The following is a 19,496-nucleotide window of genomic DNA, read 5'->3' on the forward strand; positions in this document are numbered from 1 at the left end:
TCGGGGCATCAGATCACGAGGGAGTGGTTGTGATGTCGAGGGTCGTGGCGGTGGTCTGTTTCGGGGTCGCGTTCGTCGTGGCTTGTCTGTGGGCCATCACGGGTCTGGTCCTCGGAGGCAACGCCTGGGTGCTGGTCCCGCCGGTGGCTGCGGGTTTGGCGCTCGTGACACTGCTGCTGCGACGCGACGCCGTGGCGGTGATATCCATCGGGTTCGGCACCGGAACCATGCTGGTGCTCGCCATCATCACCGGCTTCTCGATCGGGGTGTTCCTGCTGTCGGCGGTGATCTTCGGGGTGGTCGCGATCGTGGCAGCCGGCTGGGACCTGCATGCACGTAGCCGGACTGCCGAGCAGCGAGGTGCCGTCCGCCCGGGATAGCGTTGGCACGTGCCCCATGCCGACAACTTCCACCTCGTCCGTCCCGAAAGCCCGAACGGCACCGGTGTGCTGGTGCTGGCAGGCTCGAGCGGACGGATGGACACCGCTCGTGCTGAACTTCTTGCCCAGCACGGAGCCACCGCGCTGGCATTGCGCTGGTTCGGCGGCCCTGGACAGCCACCGTCGCCGCTCGAAGTGCCGCTCGAGACCTTCACGGCGGCGCTCGACCTCCTGGCGGGGGAGTGCACTCGGCTCGCCATCGTCGGACTCTCCTACGGGGCCGAGGCGGCGCTGCTGACCGCGGTCAGGGAGCCGCGCGTGGCAGCCGTGGTGGCGATCTCGCCGACGGACGTGGCTTGGGAGGGCCATCGTGACCGCGAGTCCGATGAGCCGCGCAGCAAGTGGACCTGGCGCGGGGAGCCGGTCCCGTTCGTCCCTATGCGGCGGGACTGGGAGCCCGAGGCATCACCAGTGGCGTTCACGCCGTGGTACGAGGCCAGCCGAGGTGCGGCGGGGGAGTCGACGCTGACTTCAGCACGGATCCCTGCCGTACAGTTCACCGGGGAACTCGTCCTGGTGGCCGGTGGCGACGACCAAGTCTGGCCCAGCCTCGCCCACGCCGAGAGGCTGGCCGCGCTCCGTGGCCCGTTGGAGCTGCAGACTGCCCTGGTCACGGACCCGGGAGCCGGTCACCAGGTGGTCCTGCCGGGGGAGGTCGCACCGGACGGGAGGCGACCCTACGCCGTCGGCGGTGACGCGGGCGCGGCCCGCAGGCTCGGGGAGCGTGCGTGGCCCGCGATCAGGGAGGCACTTCGCCTGCAGTGACGATCGTTGCCGACCCGGGCGTGTGCGAGTCTGAGGTCCATGAGCACCCAAGACATCCCGAAGCCCGGTGACGACGACGAGCTGCAGGTCAAGGACGCCCCGCTGCGCCGCTCCGAGGAGGAAGCCGGCAGGGACAACCCGGACGCGGGCCGGAATCCTGAGTCACAGGAGAGCGAGGAGTCACTGGACAAGTGGGAGCGCGACGAGACTGAATGACCAGGTGGCATTCCCTGAGACCCTAACCGATGGTGTGTGCGAGCCCCCACCCGCGTTCCTGCAATGACTGAGTGAACGCTTGAGCCTGCTCCAAATGGTGAATTATGTACGCCCGCTCCTTGTCGGGCTCCGCTACGTGAAAGTCATCGCGGGCAAGGAGTCGGTCGATATCATCTGGCCCCCATTGACGCGAGGTCTTCCGAGACATCGGCCACATGAGACCTCAGTCGCTTGAACGGCGCGCCATCTCCTCGGTGATCCATCGGGCAGTCTCCCTGGTGCAGGCGCCTGGTTCGCTGAAGCTGACGGCGAAGACGCCCGTGATCTCGGTGACCTGGGGAATACCGCGCAGCGCCAGGATCTCGTCGGCCTCCGCGGCGTACTCGTCACGCGGCGAGCCGGCTGCGATCAGGCCCACCGGATCCGCCTCGGCAAGGATCTTGATCATTTCGTCACGAGAGAGTGCCATGGGGATGATCCTAGGCCTTGCCTGCCGCGGGGGAGCCCATGCCGACGGCGCGTGCTCCCCGTGGGCGACCCCGCCCGCAAGGTCGGGATGGGGGTGCGGCAGAATCACTGAACGTGCGATTCCTAGCCCTGACAGGTGGCGTCCTCATCCAGCTCGTGGTGGGAGGCGTCTACTCCTGGAGCCTGTTCGGACATGCCCTCCAGTCCCCGGAGGCCATGCAGCTGGGCGCCGTGGAGGCGGCGGTTCCGTTCGAGGTCGCCATCGGCATGATCTTCATCGGAACGTCGGTCGGCGGCAGGCTGCAGGACCGCAGCAGCCCGAGGATGGTCGCCCTGGTGGGCAGCTGCGTCTACGCGGGTGGCCTGATGATTGCCTCCGCCGCCAGGGGAGCGGAGGACTTCTGGCTCCTCGTACTCGGCTACGGGGTCATCGGCGGCTTCGGGTTGGGAATGGCCTACATCGTTCCGGTTGCGTTGCTCCAGAAGTGGTTCCCGGGCAAGCGTGCCTTGGTAACCGGCCTCGCGGTCGGTGGTTTCGGCTTCGGTGCCACCCTGACGTCGCCCGTGGCGCAGCGAATGCTGGAGGCGTCTCCCGAGGCGCCGGCCGCGGCGTTCCTCCCGCTGGGTGCGGCCTACCTGGTCCTGGGCGTGCTCGGATCCCTGCTCATGTTCACCCCGCCTGCCTCCGGCGCCGCTGCGACGGCCGCAGCGGGGGACTACACCGTGCGGGAGGCCCTCCGGACGCCGCAGTGGTACGCCCTGACGGCAATGCTCGCGGTGGCCGTCGCCGCAGGCATCTCGCTGGTGTCCATGATGGCCACGGCATCCGTCGAGATAGGCGGCTTCAGCGCAGCCGCGGCCGCGACGGTGGTGGGCGGCCTGGCGCTGTTCAACGGCGCCGGCCGGATCGCCTGGGCCGCGGTCGCGCAGCGGTTCGGCCCACTGCCTGCGCTGGCAGGGATCCTGGGCCTGCTCGGCATCTCGCTGATGGCCCTCCCGCACACCACGGGCATCGCCTTTCTCGCGCTCGCAGCCGCCGTCTACCTCTGTTACGGCGGTGCATTCGGCAGCCTTCCCGCGGCGGCGGGGGAGTTCTTCGGGCTCACCCACGCCGGCGCCATCTACGGCCTGGTCCTGGTTGGTTGGTCCGTGGCCGGCGTGCTCGGCCCGCTTGCCGCCTCCAGCCTCGTGGGCATCACCGGCGACTTCCGCCTTGCCTACAGCGTCATGGGAGCGATCGCCGTCGTCGGCGTCATCCTGCCGCTCCTGACACGCGCACCGCGCCGGCAGCCGGTGGGCACTGACGTCACCCAGTTGGCGGAGGCCTCCTGAGTTCGGATCTGTCACGGGGGCACATCTCTGGTGCGTCTAGGTAGTACGCATGCGTTGGCCCAACCACCACGAAGGAAGAGCCGTTGCCCCCGCGAGACCGACCATGGGAGCAACCCACACTCCGGCTGCGGTGACGAAACTGGCGTAGTCGGAGTCATAGCTGAACAGGGCGAGAAGGACGGCCGCGACGAGACCCGGGATGCCGACCCATGCCTTGTCCCCAAGTCATCGCGTACGTCGGCAGCATCATCAACACCAGCGCACCCACGACGAGCAGGAGAGCGGCGCTGTTCAGCAGCTTCAACAGGGGCAATCCTTCACGAGGTGACATAATGCTGCTTATCGGACATATTGGCCTAGGGGTCAGATGGCCGTCAGGAGCCCACTGACGGGTGGCTCTGGGCGGCCATCTCCGCCTCCGAGCGCAGGATGCAGAACTCGTTGCCCTCAGGGTCTGCAAGGACCACCCATCCGGTCCCGTCAGGCTTGCGCAGGTCAGCCAACTGCGTGGCGCCGAGTTCCAGCACTCTGCGCACTTCATCGTCGCGATTTCCCTCAGCCGGACGCAGGTCGAAGTGCAGACGGTTCTTCGTGAGCTTCTCGTCCGGCGTCTCGATGAACAGGATCTGGTGACCGCCGTCGGGCCGTTGGATCATGCATTCCTCGTGTCCAGGCTCGTTCGGATCACCGGGCAGGTCTACGTAGCCCAACAGTTGCTTCCACCACTCGGACAACTCGTAGGCGTTGTCGGCGTCGACGGTCGTGTGACTGATGAACGATGTCATCGCCCCAGTATCACTGGGTCGCTCGCTGTTGTCAGTGGTTGACGACACACTGTTTGGAAATCGAGAAGTTCGCTGAGCCCTTCCCCTAGTATTCGAACTGGTGTACTATTAGGTCATGGACGAGGAAGCCAACCACCACCTGGACCGCTGGATCGCGATGACCAGCCGGGCCGGGGTGCTGGCCGCCCAGATGGCACAGGTCAACGCAGACCTCGTCGAACTCGCCACCCACCTCGTCAAGACCCGCACCTGGGCCGGCGACGGCGTCCGCTCACCCGAGCACTGGCTGATGGTCTACTGCGCACTCTCCCCCGCCCGCGCCTCCGAAGTCATCGCCCTCGCACAACGCCCAGAACAAATGACCGGCATGGTGCAACGGATGCGCACCGGCCAAGTCAGCCTGGACCAGGCCGCCGTCGTCGCCCAAAACGTCCCCGACCAGTACGTGCAGTCCGTCTCCGAAGAAATGGTGGCGATGACCACCGTGCCCCAGTTGCGGCGCGCGCTGAACAAGCGCCAATTCACCCCACCCAAGCCACCCGAGGACATCACCCCCTACGACGAGATCGTCGCCGCCCTGCCCGAAGACGAACGACCGTTGGAACCAGTCGACGATGGGCCCGAACTGGACATGTACACCGTCGACGGCCGATTCCACCTGCGCTTCGAGGCCAACGCCCTCGACGGAGCCCTGGTCAAGAACGCCATCAAGGAAGCAAAAGACGCCCTGTTCACCGCCGGCAACACGGAAGCCACCTACGCCGACGCGCTCCTTGAAGTAGTCAACCGGTCGCTCCACGCGGTGGAGAGCAAGTCCCGCCTCGACCACTACCGCATCCACATCAACATGGACACCGACGGCAACGGCTGGCTCAGCAAGAAGGGCGCACTCCCCCAACACCTCCTCCGCCACGTCACCTGCGACGGGAAGATCCGGCCCGTGTGGCACACCGACGCCAAACCAGTCTCAGTCGGTCGAAGCCAGCGCATCGTCCCAGAGCGCACCCGCCGGCTGATCGAGGACCGCGACGGCGGCTGCCGCTACCCCGGCTGCACCACCACCCACTTCCTCGAGAACCACCACATCACCCACTGGAGCAAAGGCGGCACCACAGACATAGACACCCTCGTCTCCCTCTGCCCCAGACACCACCGCGAACACCACCAAGACCGATTCAGCATCCACGGAGACCCAACCACACCCACCGGACTGGTCTTCAAGAACCCACACGGCTGGCCACTGACCATCCAACACCCCGAAACCGTGCCACCCACCCAACACCCACCACCAGGACCGACCCCTCTGCGGGGTACACCCCTGGACGTCACCTGCGTCTACTTCGAACCCAACCAACCAGCACCACTCGAAGACGACACCTACCCACCCACCGGCTGACCCGGTGGCTGGGCGCGGGATTCCGCCGACAGGAGGCCCGGTTTGGGTCAGCGGCAGCCGCTACTACGCTTGGTCCCATGACCACGGTGGCCGTCGCCGACGTGCGGGCTGCCGGTGAGCCTGCCGCCCCTCCCCCGACCCCATTGCCCTCCCGGATCGACTTCCCCTTGCTGCTGGCAATCGCGTTGGTCTCAGGCTTGGCTGTCGGCACAGGATTCGCACCGCTGGGCTGGTGGCCCCTGGTCCCAGTCGGCGTCGCCGGTCTCGTCCTCGCCGTCCGCCGCGCCACAGGGCTGCGGGCTGCCACTGCCGTCGGGGCGGCGTTCGGGATGGCGCTCACCACCTTCACCATCAACTGGATGCATGTCATCGACCTGGCCGCCACCATCGGTCTGATCCTGGTGGTGTCGCTCTGGTACGTCCTGCTCGCTGTCATGATCAAGGCCGGTCAGCAGACCCGGTGGTGGCCCCTCCTCGCGGCGGGCTGCTGGGTGGCCATCGACTTCGCCGCCGCACGGTTCCCCTTCGGTGGGTTCGGGTGGCTTCGGCTCGGCTACACCCAGGTTGACTCCCCGCTGGCGGGGTTGCTGCCGCTGGTCGGGGTGGTCGGTGTCGGTCTCGTGACCGCGCTGCTCGGGACCTTCCTCGTGTGGCTGTTCGAGCAGCTCACGCCGCGACGGATCACGACCACAGCGGCACTCGTGGTGGTGATCGCCGCGACAGCGGTCCTGGGCGGCGCCGTGTCGGCGGCGACCCAGTCGGGCACGACGGCGGTCGGCTGGGTCCAGGGTGGGGCTCCCGGCGGTGGGGTGTACGGGCTGGGACCGGCCCGCACCATCACCACCAACCAGGCCCAGGCCACCAGAGCGCTGGCCGACGAGGTGTCTGCCGGACAGCTTCCGGCGCCAGACTTCGTCGTCTGGCCGGAGAACTCCACGGACCTGGACCCAGACCGTGACGAGACCACCGGCATGCTCGTCCGAAGCGCGGTGGAAGCAGTCGACACACCGGTGCTCGTGGGATCAGTCGTGGAGGGCCCCGGCCCAGAGGAGCGCCAGACCGTGAGCCGCTGGACCACGCCCGAAGGCGCCGTCGAAGCCACCTACGTCAAGCGCGGCATCGTCCCGTTCGGGGAGTGGATCCCGTTCCGCGACGTGCTGCTGCCACTGATCCCGCAGCTGAGGTACGTCGGCGCACAGTCGGTGGCCGGCACGGAACCGGGACTCCTCGACGTGGAGCTGGCGGACGGGTTGCCCCTGCGCCTGGGTGTCCTGGTCTGCTACGACGTCATCTTCGACCCATACGTCCACGACGTGGCGGACGCGGAGCTGCTCGTGGTGCAGTCGAGCAACGCCATGTACCAGGGCACCGCTCAGATCGAGCAGCAGTTCGCCATCACCAGGGCCCGGGCCGCGGAGCTGCGGCGCGAGATCCTCGTAGTGACCACCAGCGGTGTCAGTGGCCTGATCGGCCCCTCCGGCGAGGTGCTGTGGCGGGAGACGGGGCCCGGTGCGGCGCACGGCGTCGAGGTCGTCCCGACCCGGAGCGGCACCACGCCCGCCGCCACCTTCGCCGGGCCCGTGGAACTCGCGGTCACCCTGGCGTCGGTGGCTGCCGTGGCGCTCCTAGCGGCAGCGCGGTTCAGGAGCCGACGTAGGCCTTGAGGTGCTGCCCCGTGGTGGTGTTGGCCGTCGCCACGAGGTCCGCCGGAGTGCCCTCGAAGACCACGGTGCCGCCGTCGTGTCCGGCACCGGGCCCGAGGTCGATGATCCAGTCGGCATGCGCCATGACCGCCTGGTGGTGCTCCACGACGATGACGGACTTCCCGGCGTCAACCAGCCGGTCCAGCAGGGCCAGCAGGTTCTCGACGTCGGCGAGGTGCAGGCCGGTGGTGGGCTCGTCGAGCACGTAGATGTCTCCCTTGTCGCCCATCTGGTTGGCCAGCTTCAGGCGCTGCCGCTCGCCACCGGAGAGCGTGGTGAGCGGCTGCCCCACCAGCAGGTAGCCGAGGCCCACGTCGGCGAGCCGGACCAGGATCTTGTGGGCGGCAGGAACCTTGGAGTCGCCGTCGGAGAAGTACTCGACAGCCTCGTCCACAGACATGGCGAGAACCTCGCTGATGTCCTTGCCGCCAAGCTCGTAGTCCAGAACATCCGGTGCGTAGCGCTTGCCGCCACAGTCCTCGCAGGGCGTAGAGACCGTGGCCATGATGCCCAGCTCCATGTAGATGACACCGGCCCCCTTGCACGTCGGGCAGGCCCCCTCCGAGTTGGCGCTGAACAGTGCCGGTTTGACGCCATTGGCCTTGGCGAAGGCCTTTCGGATGGGTTCGAGCATGCCCGTGTAGGTGGCGGGATTGCTGCGTCGGGAGCCGCGGATGGCGGTCTGGTCGATGATCACCACGTCGTCGCGATCGGCCACCGAACCGTTGATCAGGGAGCTCTTGCCCGAGCCGGCGACGCCGGTCAGCACCGTCAGCACGCCCAGCGGGATGTTGACGTCGACGTCGCGGAGGTTGTTGGCGCTGGCGCCACGTACCTCCAGTGCAGCGGTGGGTTTGCGCACCGACCCCTTCAGTGACGCCCGGTCACCCAGGTGCTCGCCGGTCAGGGTCTTGCTCCTGCGCAGCCCGGCGAGGTCGCCCTCGAACATGATCTCGCCGCCGTTGGAACCCGCCCGGGGGCCGAGGTCGACGATGTGGTCGGCGATCTCGATGACCTCCGGCTTGTGCTCCACCACGAGCACGGTGTTGCCCTTGTCGCGGAGTTGCAGCAGCAGGTTGTTCATGCGCGCGATGTCGTGCGGGTGCAGCCCGATGGTGGGCTCGTCGAACACGTAGGTGACGTCGGTCAGGGAGGAACCGAGGTGCCGGATCAGTTTGGTGCGCTGCGCCTCACCGCCGGAAAGCGTGCCCGCCGGGCGGTTCAGGCTGAGGTAGCCGAGCCCCACCTCCACGAAGTGGTCCAGGGTCTCGCCCAGCGTGTTCAGCAGCGGCGCCACCGAGGGCTCGTCGAGTTCGGAGACCCACTTGGCCAGGTCCGTGATCTGCATGGCGCAGGCATCAGCGATGTTGATGCCCTTGATCTTCGACGAGCGGGCCTCCGGAGCCAGGCGTGTGCCGTCGCACTCCGGGCAGGTCCCGAACACCACTGCCCTCTCGACGAAGCGTCGGATGTGGGGCTGCATCGCCTCCACGTCCTTGGAGAGGTAGGACTTCTGGATCTGCGGGACCAGGCCGAGGTAGGTCAGGTTCGTGCCACTGACCTTGATCCTGGTGGCCTCCTTGTAGAGGAAGTCGTGCAGTTCTCGCTTGTTGTACTTCTTGATCGGCTTGTCGGGGTCGAAGAATCCCGACTCCCGGTAGATGCGGCCGTACCAGCCCTCCATGCTGTAGCCGGGGACGGTGATGGCGCCCTCGTTCAGGGAGAGCTCCTCGTCGTAGAGGGCGGCCAGGTTGAAGTCGCTGATCTCTCCCCTGCCCTCGCAGTGCGAGCACATGCCACCGAGCCGGTTGAAGCTGGCCTTCTCGGCGATGGTCTTGTCACCGCGCTGGACCGTGATCGCACCGCTGGCGCTCACAGAGGGCACGTTGAACGAGTAGGCGTTGGGTGGTCCGATCTGCGGGTCGCCGAGCTTGCTGAACAGGATCCGCAGCAGCGCGTTCGCGTCGGTGGCCGTGCCCACGGTGGAGCGCGGGTTTGCGCCCAGCCGTTCCTGGTCCACGATGATGGCGGTGGTGAGACCTTCGAGGCGGTCCACGTCCGGGCGGGCGACGTTGGGCATGAAGCCCTGCAGGAACGCCGAGTAGGTCTCGTTGATCAGGCGCTGGGAGTCGGCCGCGATGGTGTTGAACACCAGTGAACTCTTGCCCGAGCCCGAGACCCCCGTGAACACGGTGAGTCTGCGCTTGGGGATCTCTACTGAGACGTCCTTCAGGTTGTTCTCCCGCGCGCCGGTGACACGGATCAGGTCGTGGTTGTCTGCAGGGTGCTTGTGGCTCACCGAGCCATGGTGTCACGCGCAGCCAGTTGTCGCAGGACATTTCGCGCAGCAACCCGACCGGCCCGGTTGGCACCGATGGTGCTCGACGACGGGCCGTAGCCCACCAACTGGACCCGTGGATCCACCACCGCCTCCGTGCCGTCGAGCTGGATGCCGCCCAGCGGCGACGTGAGCCCGAGGGGCGCCAGGTGGGCCACGTCGGGGCGGAACCCGGTGGCCCAGATGATGGCGTCGGCGTGCTGCCTGGTGCCGTCGGCCCAGACGACGTCGTCGCCGTCGATGCGTTCGAACATCGGGTGCCGCTCGTAGACGCCGCGGTCCCAGGCGGGCTGCTCCTGCTCGCGCAGCATCAGGCCGGTGACACTGACCACGCTCTGCGCGGGAAGGCCCTGCCGGACGCGTTCCTCGACGAGGGCGACGGCGGCCCGCCCGGCCTCCTTCGTGAACGGTTCGGTGCGCCAGATGGGCTCGCGCCGAGTGACCCAGGTGGTGCCGGAGGCGTACTCGCTGACCTCGGCGAGGAGTTGCACCGCGGAGGCTCCCCCGCCCACCACGACGACGTGTTGCCCGGCGAACTCGCCGGGGTGGCGGTAGCCGTGGGTGTGCAGGTGGCGTCCGGTGAAGGTCTCGATGCCCTGGTAGTGGGGCAGGAAGGGGCGGTTCCAGGTGCCGGTGGCGTTGACGAGGGTGCGCGTGAGCCAGCTCCGCTCCCCCGCCCGCACGCGCAGCAGTCCATCAAGCGAGTCCACCCGGTCCACGCGCACGGGCCGCTCCACGGGGATCCCGAAGCGCTCCTCGTAGGAGGCGAAGTAAGCGGGCACCGCCAGGTTGGCCTGCTCCTTGGGCGAGGTGGAGGGCTCCTGCTCCCCGGGCAGGGCCGCGACGCCGTGGACGTCGTACATGGTGAGGGTGGGCCACCTGTGCTGCCAGGCACCGCCGGGGGCGTCGTTGGCGTCCAGGACGAGCACTTCCTCGCGCGGTTCGAGGCCCATGCGGAGCAGGTGGTGGGCAGCCGAGAGGCCAGCTTGGCCGGCCCCGATCACCACTGATGAAAGTACTTGTCCCACACCTGCTGGAACGCGTCTCGGGGCCGGAAAATTCCCCCATTTGGCAGCGGGGCCATCATGGCCTGATACTGATCCGCGTGAGTCACAACTTCCTGTGCCGCCGGCCCTCCGGCGAGTCGCTGATGGGCGACATCGTGTCCCTCGATCCGATCGTCGAGAGCGACCTCCCAGACCTGTTCACGGTCATGTCCGACGCCAGCGCCTGTGGCGGTGGCTACCCCTTCGAGCGGCCCCATGCGGACCTGTCCGAGACGACGGCGTGGATCAACGGCAGACTCGAGCGTGGGTCCGCCGTCTACGTGATCCGGCTGGCGGATCCGATGTTCGGCCAACCCGGCACCGTCGTAGGCACCACCTCGCTCAGCGAGATGGACGTGGTCAACGAGAAGCTTCACCTCGGTGGCACCTTCATCGGGCGGAACTTCTGGGGCATGGGCATCAACGTCGAGACGAAGCTGTTGACGTTGCAGCACGCGTTCGAGGACTGCGGCTTCGGCCGGGTGAAGATCCAGGCCGACATCAACAACACTCGCTCCCGGGGCGCCATCACCCGGCTCGGGGCGCAGTTCGAGGGCATCGTGCGCCGCGACCTGCGGCGGCTGGACGGCACGTGGCGCGACACCGTCGTGTACTCGATCCTCGCCCAGGACTGGCCCGGTGTGAAGGTTGGGCTGCAGGAGCGGGTGGCGATCGCCCGCAAGCGGATGCAGACCACGTCGTTGACCACGGACCTGCAGACGTTGGCACTGCCGATCACCTGATGTTCAACGGGTGTTAACCCGCAGGTACCCGGCAGTTATTGTTCCCCCGGTTGGCTGGCACACGTTGTCATCCCACCCCGAGAGGAACTCTCCGCGATGCACCTTCGCAAACTGCTGCCGATCCTCGGCGCCCCCGTACACGGCAACCGCTCTTCGATGACCTGCAGGATGCGCTGCGGCGACGCCTGCTTCCACGAGGTGCCCAACACCTCGGGCAACGAGTACTTCGCCGACGTCGTCGCCACCGCCGTCAGCCGGCGCGGCTTCCTCAAGGCCGGTGCCGTCGTCGGTGCCGCCGCAGTGGCGGGATCGGTGCTGACCGCCCGGTCCGCACCGTCGGCGTTCGCGGCGGAGCCGGTGTTCGACTTCGAGGCCATCGCGCCGCAGGCCACCGACTCGGTGTTCATCCCCGAAGGGTGGGAGCAGGACATCGTGATGCGTTGGGGTGACAAGCTGTTCTCCTCCGCCCCGGACTTCGACGTGATGGCGCAGACCGCCGCGGCACAGAGCCAGCAGTTCGGCTACAACTGCGACTTCCTCGGCTTCTTCGAGCTGGACGCCGAGACCGAGATCATGATGGTGAACCACGAGTACACCAACGAGTACATCATGTTCCCCGACTACGTCGAGGGTGCCCCGACCGAGGAGCAGGTCAACATCGGCATCGCCGCCCACGGCCTGTCGGTGGTGGCGGTCGCGAAGGAGTCCGGCAGCGGGCGCCTGACCCCGATCGTCGACCACGAGCTCAACAGGCGCTTCACCGGCGAGAGCGAGTTCGAGCTCACCGGGCACGCCGCCGGTCATGAACTGCTGCGCACCACCGAGGACCCCTCGGGCACGCTCGTGCGGGGCACGCTGAACAACTGCGCCGGCGGCCTCACGCCCTGGGGCACCTGGCTCACCGCCGAGGAGAACTTCAACCAGTACTTCGCAAACGCGGAGCAGGTCACTGACGAGACCACGGCCGCGCGGCTGGACCGCTACGGCATCCGTGGCGGGGCGAGCGAGCGCGGCTGGGAACTGTTCCACGACCGCTTCGACATCGCCCAGGAGCCGAACGAGGTCAACCGCTTCGGCTGGATCGTCGAGATCGACCCGTACGACCCCACCTCCACCCCCAGGAAGCGCACGGCCCTCGGCCGGTTCAAGCACGAGGCGGGCACCGTGGCCATCGCGGCCGACGGCCGGGCCGTCATCTACTCCGGTGACGACGAGCGCTTCGACTACGTCTACAAGTTCGTCTCCGACGACGTGGCGGACCTCGACGGCGGCGCCGCCGGCAACGAGGACCTGCTGGACTTCGGGACCCTCTACGTCGCGCGATTCGACGGTGACGCCGGCGCCGGGACAGACGGCACGGGCGAGTGGATCCCGCTGGTCCACAACGACCAGTCGTTCGTCGAGGGCTTCACGGCCGCCGAGGTGCTGCTGTTCACCCGCCTGGCCGCCGACACCGTCGGTGCCACCAAGATGGACCGCCCCGAGGACGTCGAGACCAACCCTGTCAACGGCCGGGTCTACATGGCGCTGACCAACAACACCAACCGCACCGAGGAGCAGGTGGACGCGCCCAACCCGCGCTCGGCCAACAAGCACGGCCACGTCATCGAGATGATCGCCGACGGGGACGACCACGCCGCGCTCACCTTCGGCTGGAACATCCTGCTGCTGGCGGGCGACCCCGCGGACCCCAGCACCTACTTCGCCGGCTACGACAAGACGCAGGTCTCCCCCATCTCCTGCCCCGACAACGTCGCCTTCGACTCCAACGGCAACCTGTGGATCTCCACCGACGGCAACCAGCTCGGCGCGCACGACGGCCTCTACGAGGTGGTCGTCGACGGCGAGCACCGGGGCCGGGTGCGCCAGTTCCTGTCCGTCCCGAAGGACTCGGAGTGCTGCGGGCCGTGGATCACCGACGGACGGGTCAACATCGCCGTCCAGCACCCCGGTGAGGGTGACGAGGCCTCGTTCGACGCCCAGACCTCGCACTGGCCCGACGGCGGCGACTCCACGCCCCGTCCTTCGATCGTCAGCATCTGGCCGGCCGCCACGACGACGCCCGCACCCTCGCCGTCGCCGTCGCCCAGCTCGTCCCCGAGCCAGACCGCGGTGCCCTCACCGGCCCCGTCCCCGACGCCCAGCCGTCCCGGGCTGCCCAGCACCGGGAACTGACCTCAGGGGCTGCGGACCACGTCCTCGGCGTGGGTCTCCGGCAGCCAGCCCCGCCACACCGGATGCCGCATCCGGCCCGACGGCGTCCACTCGGTGAAGCTCACCTCACATACCATGAGGGGCTCCACCCAGTGGGCGCCGCGGGCGTCCAGGCTTGGAACGTCCGCCACGGGTGGGTCGGGCCGTTCGATCTCGCCGAGCACCTGTTGGGCCACCCGGAGTGCCTCGTCGCTGAACCCGGAGCCCGCCTTGCCGATGTAGGTGAGGCGATCGCCCTCGTTGACCGCGAGCAGGAGGGAACCGAGCGTCCCAGCCCTCGAGTTCTGCCCTGGCGTCCAGCCGACTACGATCGCGTCCTGGCTGCGGACGTGCTTGACCTTCAACCAGGTGCGGGCCCGTTTGCCGCCCTGGTAGACGCTGGTGATGCGTTTGGCGATGACGCCCTCCAGTCCCAGGTCCCGGCTCACCGCGAGCGCCACCCCGGAGTCGGTTCCCAGCGTGTCGGGGACGTGCACGTGCCGGCCACCCTTGCCGATCAGGGCCTCCAACCGCTCCCGACGTTCCTTCCAGGGTTTGCGCAGCAGCGACTCCCCGTCGAGGTACAGCAGGTCGAAGGCCATGTAGTGCGCCGTACCGGGACTGGCGCTGTGCTGCTGCAGCAGGTCGAAGTGGGACACCCCATGCTCGTCCAGCACGACGATCTCCCCGTCGAGCACCACCTCGTGACCCGTCAGCAGGCTGGCCAGCTCCCCCAGTTCCGGGAACTGTGGGGTGAGGTCCTGACCGGTGCGGCTGGTCAGTCCGAGGACTCCCCGTGCGCACCGGGCGATGCCGCGGTAGCCGTCCCACTTGATCTCGTAGTGCCAGCCGGGGCCGTCGAGCTCGGTCTCACGGGCCGGCGTGGCGAGCATCGGTTCCGGTTCCGGCAGCCCGCGGAGCTCGGCCCCGGGTTCCCTGGCGGCGCGCTCCTCCTCGAGTTCCACGACGGGCGCGGCCCGGCCGTCGTCGGAGGGGCGCGGGCCGTCGTCGGGCATGAGGTGGATGAGCCAGTTCTTCTGGTCCCCGCCCAGCTTGGTGGCGATCAGCGCGTACCGGCGGGGTACGCCACCCAGGCCACCGTACGGCTGGCCGGTCAGGGTGGCGATCACCTCCTTGCCGTCGCGCCACTTCTCCAGCTCGTAGGTGCCGTGGTCCCAGATCTTGACCACGCCACCGCCGTACTCACCCTTCGGGATCCGGCCCTCGAAACTGGCGTAGGACAGCGGGTGGTCCTCCGTCTGGACCGCCAGGTGGTTCTTCTCGGCGGAGATCGGCGGGCCCTTGGGCACCGCCCAGGACACGAGCACCCCGTCGTGCTCCAGGCGGAAGTCGTAGTGCAGCCGTCGGGCGTGGTGCTCCTGGATGACGAAGGTGTTTCCGGGTCCCGCCTCGGGCGGCTCCTCGGGCACGGGTTCCGGGGTCTTGTCGGCGTCACGCATGGAGCGGTACTTGCGCAACCGGTCCCCCGGCGGGCCGGCGCGGCTGGGCAGGAGCCGGGCGAGCGGGTCGTGGCCCTGCGCGAGGCGCTCGAGGACGTCGGTGAACTCGAGCTGCCGCAGCCCTTCGTCGAGCTCGTCCCACTCCCTGGGGGCGGCGACGTTGGGGTGGGCGCGGCCCCGCAGCGAGTACGGCGAGACAGTGGTCTTGTTCCCGTTGTTCTGGCTCCAGTCCAACAGGATCTTCTTCTCGCGAAGGGCCTTCTTCATGTCGCTGACCACCAGGTCGGGGCGCAACTGCTCCAGCTGCCGGGCCAGTTCGTGCGCGAAGTCCGAGGCCCCGCGAGTGGTCATGGAACCGTCCAGGGCGGTGTAGATGTGGATGCCCTTGCTGCCGCTGGTGACCGGTACCGAGTCGAAGCCCACGCCGTCCAGGACCTCGCGCAGCAGGTGTGCCAGCTCCACCAGCTGCTCGGTGGTGGAACCGGGACCGGGGTCCAGGTCCAGCACGAGCCGGTCCGGGTTCTGCGGCTCCATCGCGTCGTCATAGCGCCACTGCGGGACGTGCAGTTCCAGGGCCGCCAACTGCCCCAGCCACGTGAGGGTGGCCGCGTCGTCGATCAGCGGGTAGGTGTTCGGGCCGGAGCTGTGCTCGATGGTTGCCGTGGCCACCCATTCCGGGGTGGACCTGGCCTGCAGGTTCTTCTCGAAGAAGGAGGCCCCCGGGTCCTCGGCGGTGCCGACCCCGTTCGGCCAGCGCTTCCGGGTGGCCGGGCGGCGGCGGGCGTGCGGGACGAACCACGGCGCCACCTGCCGGTAGTAGGCGATCACCTCACCCTTGGTGGTGCCCGTGGCCGGGTAGATCACCTTGTCGACATTGGTGACGCGCAGTCGCCTGCCGTCCACCTCCACCTGTGTCGCTCCGCTGGATGCCAATGGATTCCCCTCTTCCCCAGAGCATCTTGCCTGTTGGGGACACCGTTGTCAGTGAGTTGGGGACACTCGTGGGAGTAGGCTCGTTCATCGTGCAAGAGCCATACCGCTACGAGACCCTTCCGCTCGACACCCCCGACGACGACGACGCGTGGGCGCAGTACCTGGATGTCTTCCGCCAGGGTTTCCTGGACAAGCGCGCCAGCCCGGACGGGCTCGCCGTCTACCGAAATTCGAGGCGTGCCGACGGGGCCACGCTGGGCATGGTGACCACCGAGGGCCCGGGCCTGGACGGCCGCCGCCCCGTGGGTGCCTTCGTGAGTGCCCCGTTCACCCTCAACGACGGTGCGGGCCTAGTCGATGCCCTCGTCATCAACACCATCGCCGTGCGCCCGAGCCACCGCCGCCGCGGCATCCTCAAGACAATGATGCGCGCCCACCTGGAGGCGGCCATCGACGACGGTGTCGCACTCGCCCTCCTCACAGCCAGCGAGGCCACCATCTACGGCCGCTTCGGCTTCGGCGTCGCCAACCGCCGCTCCGACATCGAGGTGGACACGCGTCGGCTGCGGTTCCGCGACGACCTGGATCAGGCCCCGGGGAGCGTGGAGTTCGTGGACCCACCGTTCCTCGAGCCACACCTGGAGCGGATCCGCCTGGCCCACCAACTCCGCTACCGGGGCGCGGGCGGGTTGCAGTCGAGCCCCCGACTCCTCGACACCGGCGCCTGGGACACCGAGGCCGAGGGTCCGTCGCGCTCACTTCGTGCGGTCGTCCACTTCGACGTCGACGGCGTCCCAGACGGGTTCGCCACGTTCCGGCACGACGGCTGGGGCTCGTCGCCCATCAACACGTCGGTCCAGATGCTGTGCTCACCGGACCCGGCCATCGACCGCGCCCTGTGGGAAGCGTTGGCGGCCACGGACCTGGTCGAGCGTCTCAGCTATGGCATGTCACACCCGGCCGACCCCCTGTACACCGCGCTCGTCGACCCGTGGGCCGTGACCCAGAAGTCAACAGGCGACGCTGTGTGGCTGCGGGTGCTGGACCTGCCGCGGGCTGTGGCCGGGCGTGGCTTCGAGGGTGACGGCGAGGTGGTGGTCTCGATCAGCGACGCCATGGGCTACTGCGCCGGCACCTGGCGGATCTCCGTCCACGAGGGCCGCGGCACCGCCGTCCCCAGCACCTCCGACGCCGAGGTCTCGCTGGACATCAGCACCCTCGCCCGCATCTGGCTGGGCGACCGCAGTGCCTCGGAACTGGCCTGGGCCGGACTGGTCGGCGGCTCCCGGGAGGACGTGGCGCGGCTGTCCCGGATCTTCGCCACCGTCGAACCCCCTGTGAACCTCGCCAAGTTCTGACCCGCGGGGGATGGATGCGTCCTAGGCTCGTGGCATGAGCCAGACGCCTGACATGAAGCCCCGCTCCCGCGACGTCACCGACGGACTGGAGAAGACAGCCGCCCGCGGCATGCTGCGCGCCGTCGGCATGGGCGACGATGACTGGGACAAGCCGCAGATCGGGGTGGCGTCGTCCTGGAACGAGATCACGCCCTGCAACCTGTCCCTGGACCGGCTCGCCAAGGCCTCCAAGGAGGGCGTGCGCGCAGGCGGCGGGTTCCCGCTCGAGTTCGGCACCATCTCCGTCTCCGACGGCATCTCGATGGGCCACGAGGGCATGCACTTCTCGCTGGTCTCCCGCGAGGTGATCGCCGACTCCGTCGAGACCGTGATGATGGCCGAACGCCTCGACGGCGCCGTCCTGCTGGCCGGCTGCGACAAGTCCCTGCCCGGCATGTTGATGGCCGCCGCCCGGCTCGACCTCGCCGCCGTGTTCCTCTACGCAGGCTCCACGCTGCCGGGCAAGCTCGACGGCGAGGACGTCACCATCATCGACGCGTTCGAGGCTGTCGGCGCCTGCCTCGCCGGCAGGATCAGCCGGGAGCAGGTGGACCGGGTGGAGCGTGCCATCTGCCCGGGCGAGGGTGCCTGCGGCGGCATGTACACCGCCAACACCATGGCGTCGGTGGGAGAGGCGCTGGGCATGTCGCTGCCCGGCTCGGCCGCTCCCCCGGCCCCGGACCGTCGCCGCGACAAGTACGCCGTCGCCTCCGGCGAGGCGGTGGTGGAACTGATCCGAAAGGGCATCACGGCCCGGGACATCATGACCATGGACGCGTTCGAGAACGCCATCGCCGTGGTGATGGCGCTGGGGGGCTCCACCAATGCCGTCCTGCACCTGCTGGCCATCGCCCGGGAGGCCGACGTCCCCCTCACCATCGACGACTTCAACCGCGTCGGCGAGAAGGTTCCCCACCTCGGGGACCTGAAGCCCTTCGGCAAGTACGTGATGACCGACGTGGACCGCGTCGGCGGTATCCCCATGGTCATGAAGGCACTGCTCGAGGCCGGCCTGATGCACGGCGACGCGCTGACCGTGACGGGCAAGACACTCGCGGAGAACCTGGCCGACATCGCACCGCCCGAGCTCGACGGCGACGTCATCCACACCCTCGACAACGCCATCCACCACACCGGTGGCCTCACCATCCTGAAGGGATCCCTCGCCCCCGAGGGGGCGGTGGTGAAGTCCGCCGGCTTCGACAACGACGTGTTCACCGGCACCGCCCGGGTCTTCGACGGCGAGCGCGCCGCCCTGGACGCACTTGCCGAGGGCCGCATCGTCGGAGGCGACGTCGTCGTGATCCGCTACGAGGGACCGAAGGGCGGGCCCGGGATGCGGGAGATGCTGGCCATCACCGGCGCCATCAAGGGCGCCGGCCTGGGCAAGGACGTGCTCCTGATCACCGACGGTCGCTTCTCCGGCGGCACCACCGGGCTGTGCGTCGGGCACATAGCACCCGAGGCGGTGGACGCCGGCCCCATCGCCTTCGTCCGCGACGGCGACCCGATCACCCTCGACGTCGCGGGCCGTACCCTGGAGCTCGGCGTGGCCGAGGACGAACTGGCCCGGCGTCGGGAGGGCTGGGCGCCGAACCCGCCGAAGTACACGCGCGGGGTGCTGGGCAAGTACGCCAAGATCGTGCAGTCCGCCGCGCACGGCGCCATCACCAGCTGAGGCCGGTCAGACCTCGGCGTTCCAGCGGACGACCGCCGGGTTCTCCTTCTCATACCCGAGCAGGCTCAGGGTGCCGGTCTCGAGTGGGAAATGCTTGGCCAGTTCGATGGGCAGGCCGAGCCAGACCATGGTGAACGCCCGCAGGGAGTGTCCGTGGGCGAACACGATGGCGTCCTCGGGGCCCGAGTCGCGGATCCGTTCGACGACTCGCCCCAGCCGGGCGGCGACATCGGCCTCGGTCTCACCGGGGTCGTAGCCGTCGCGCTCGAACTGCGGGGCGCCGTGGGTCCAGATCCGCCAGCCGGGGATCTTCTCGCGGATCTGTGGCGAGGTCAGCCCCTCCCCCGGCCCGTAGGCCCACTCAACGAGGTCGTCGTCGAGTTCCGGGGTGAAGCCGGCGATCTCCGCCGTCTCCAGAGCGCGTCGCCGCGGGCTGGACAGCACCAGGCCGAACTCGCGTCCGGCCAGTGCCTGTCCCACCCGGCGGGCGTCGTCGCGGCCCTTCGCCAGCAGCGGCAGGTCCGTGACCGAGGTGTGCTGACCCGACTCGGACCACTCGGTGGCTCCGTGCCGGGCCAGCCAGACCCTCGTGCGCCCGGTCAT

The 19,496-nt window shown here is 68.6% G+C and carries 16 protein-coding genes; 10 read left to right on the forward strand and 6 right to left on the reverse strand.

Features of this window, described 5'->3' with window-relative positions; all coding sequences use genetic code 11:
* Positions 1-32: 32 nt before the first annotated feature.
* From ACYU7G_RS15450 to ACYU7G_RS15460, 3 genes are read left to right on the forward strand one after another with little or no spacing between them, the layout of a single operon-like run.
* Positions 33-380, forward strand: coding sequence for a hypothetical protein (locus tag ACYU7G_RS15450; protein ID WP_461109382.1), 348 nt, complete (start codon positions 33-35; stop codon positions 378-380).
* A 9-nt stretch (positions 381-389) separates the two neighbouring features.
* A complete protein-coding gene (locus ACYU7G_RS15455; RefSeq protein ID WP_461109384.1) occupies positions 390-1,205 on the forward strand; it encodes an alpha/beta fold hydrolase in 816 nt (271 codons plus the stop codon).
* Between the two features lie 39 nt (positions 1,206-1,244).
* On the forward strand, positions 1,245-1,421 hold the full coding sequence (locus ACYU7G_RS15460) for a hypothetical protein (RefSeq protein ID WP_461109386.1): 177 nt from the start codon (positions 1,245-1,247) through the stop codon (positions 1,419-1,421).
* A gap of 223 nt (positions 1,422-1,644) precedes the next feature.
* Here the strand turns inward: ACYU7G_RS15460 and ACYU7G_RS15465 are convergent, their stop codons facing one another.
* Positions 1,645-1,890 carry a hypothetical protein gene (locus tag ACYU7G_RS15465; RefSeq protein ID WP_461109388.1) on the reverse strand — a complete coding sequence of 82 codons (246 nt, stop codon included), beginning with the start codon at positions 1,888-1,890 and terminating at the stop codon, positions 1,645-1,647.
* A 113-nt stretch (positions 1,891-2,003) separates the two neighbouring features.
* Between ACYU7G_RS15465 and ACYU7G_RS15470 the strand changes: the two genes are divergently transcribed.
* Positions 2,004-3,221, forward strand: a complete 1,218-nt coding sequence (locus ACYU7G_RS15470; protein ID WP_461109390.1) for an MFS transporter — start codon at positions 2,004-2,006, stop codon at positions 3,219-3,221.
* Between the two features lie 374 nt (positions 3,222-3,595).
* Here ACYU7G_RS15470 and ACYU7G_RS15475 read toward each other — a convergent pair whose 3' ends face one another.
* A complete protein-coding gene (locus ACYU7G_RS15475; RefSeq protein WP_461109392.1) occupies positions 3,596-4,006 on the reverse strand; it encodes a VOC family protein in 411 nt (136 codons plus the stop codon).
* A gap of 115 nt (positions 4,007-4,121) precedes the next feature.
* Here ACYU7G_RS15475 and ACYU7G_RS15480 point away from each other — a divergent pair, with 115 nt between their 5' ends.
* Together ACYU7G_RS15480 and lnt are read left to right on the forward strand one after the other, a co-directional pair.
* On the forward strand, positions 4,122-5,402 hold the full coding sequence (locus ACYU7G_RS15480; protein ID WP_461109394.1) for an HNH endonuclease signature motif containing protein: 1,281 nt from the start codon (positions 4,122-4,124) through the stop codon (positions 5,400-5,402).
* Between the two features lie 77 nt (positions 5,403-5,479).
* Complete coding sequence (gene lnt, locus ACYU7G_RS15485) at positions 5,480-7,066, forward strand: apolipoprotein N-acyltransferase (protein WP_461109396.1); 1,587 nt, start codon at positions 5,480-5,482, stop codon at positions 7,064-7,066.
* Here the strand turns inward: lnt and ACYU7G_RS15490 are convergent.
* Positions 7,044-9,404 carry an ATP-binding cassette domain-containing protein gene (locus ACYU7G_RS15490; protein ID WP_461109398.1) on the reverse strand — a complete coding sequence of 787 codons (2,361 nt, stop codon included), beginning with the start codon at positions 9,402-9,404 and terminating at the stop codon, positions 7,044-7,046. The two genes, lnt and ACYU7G_RS15490, sit on opposite strands and share 23 nt — an antisense overlap.
* Entirely contained in the window at positions 9,401-10,471 is a 1,071-nt protein-coding gene (locus tag ACYU7G_RS15495) for an NAD(P)-binding domain-containing protein (RefSeq protein WP_461109400.1), read from the reverse strand. Before ACYU7G_RS15495 ends, ACYU7G_RS15490 begins: the two co-directional genes overlap by 4 nt.
* A gap of 77 nt (positions 10,472-10,548) precedes the next feature.
* On the opposite strand from ACYU7G_RS15495, the gene ACYU7G_RS15500 reads away from it, so the two are divergent.
* Complete coding sequence (locus ACYU7G_RS15500; protein ID WP_461109402.1) at positions 10,549-11,232, forward strand: GNAT family N-acetyltransferase; 684 nt, start codon at positions 10,549-10,551, stop codon at positions 11,230-11,232.
* Between the two features lie 96 nt (positions 11,233-11,328).
* Complete coding sequence (locus ACYU7G_RS15505; protein ID WP_461109404.1) at positions 11,329-13,407, forward strand: PhoX family protein; 2,079 nt, start codon at positions 11,329-11,331, stop codon at positions 13,405-13,407.
* Positions 13,408-13,409: 2 nt separating this feature from the next.
* On the opposite strand, the gene ACYU7G_RS15510 is transcribed toward ACYU7G_RS15505, so the two are convergent.
* Positions 13,410-15,818: an ATP-dependent DNA ligase gene (locus tag ACYU7G_RS15510; protein ID WP_461109406.1), complete on the reverse strand. Its 2,409-nt coding sequence runs from the start codon at positions 15,816-15,818 to the stop codon at positions 13,410-13,412.
* Between the two features lie 89 nt (positions 15,819-15,907).
* Here ACYU7G_RS15510 and ACYU7G_RS15515 point away from each other — a divergent pair, with 89 nt between their 5' ends.
* Both ACYU7G_RS15515 and ilvD read left to right on the forward strand, forming a co-directional pair.
* Positions 15,908-17,176, forward strand: coding sequence for a GNAT family N-acetyltransferase (locus ACYU7G_RS15515; protein WP_461109408.1), 1,269 nt, complete (start codon positions 15,908-15,910; stop codon positions 17,174-17,176).
* A gap of 34 nt (positions 17,177-17,210) precedes the next feature.
* A complete protein-coding gene (ilvD, locus tag ACYU7G_RS15520; protein WP_461109410.1) occupies positions 17,211-18,893 on the forward strand; it encodes a dihydroxy-acid dehydratase in 1,683 nt (560 codons plus the stop codon).
* A 6-nt stretch (positions 18,894-18,899) separates the two neighbouring features.
* Here the strand turns inward: ilvD and ACYU7G_RS15525 are convergent, their stop codons facing one another.
* Positions 18,900-19,496, reverse strand: coding sequence for a histidine phosphatase family protein (locus ACYU7G_RS15525; RefSeq protein WP_461109412.1), 597 nt, complete (start codon positions 19,494-19,496; stop codon positions 18,900-18,902).

It is taken from the genome of Tessaracoccus terricola, from assembly GCF_054776555.1.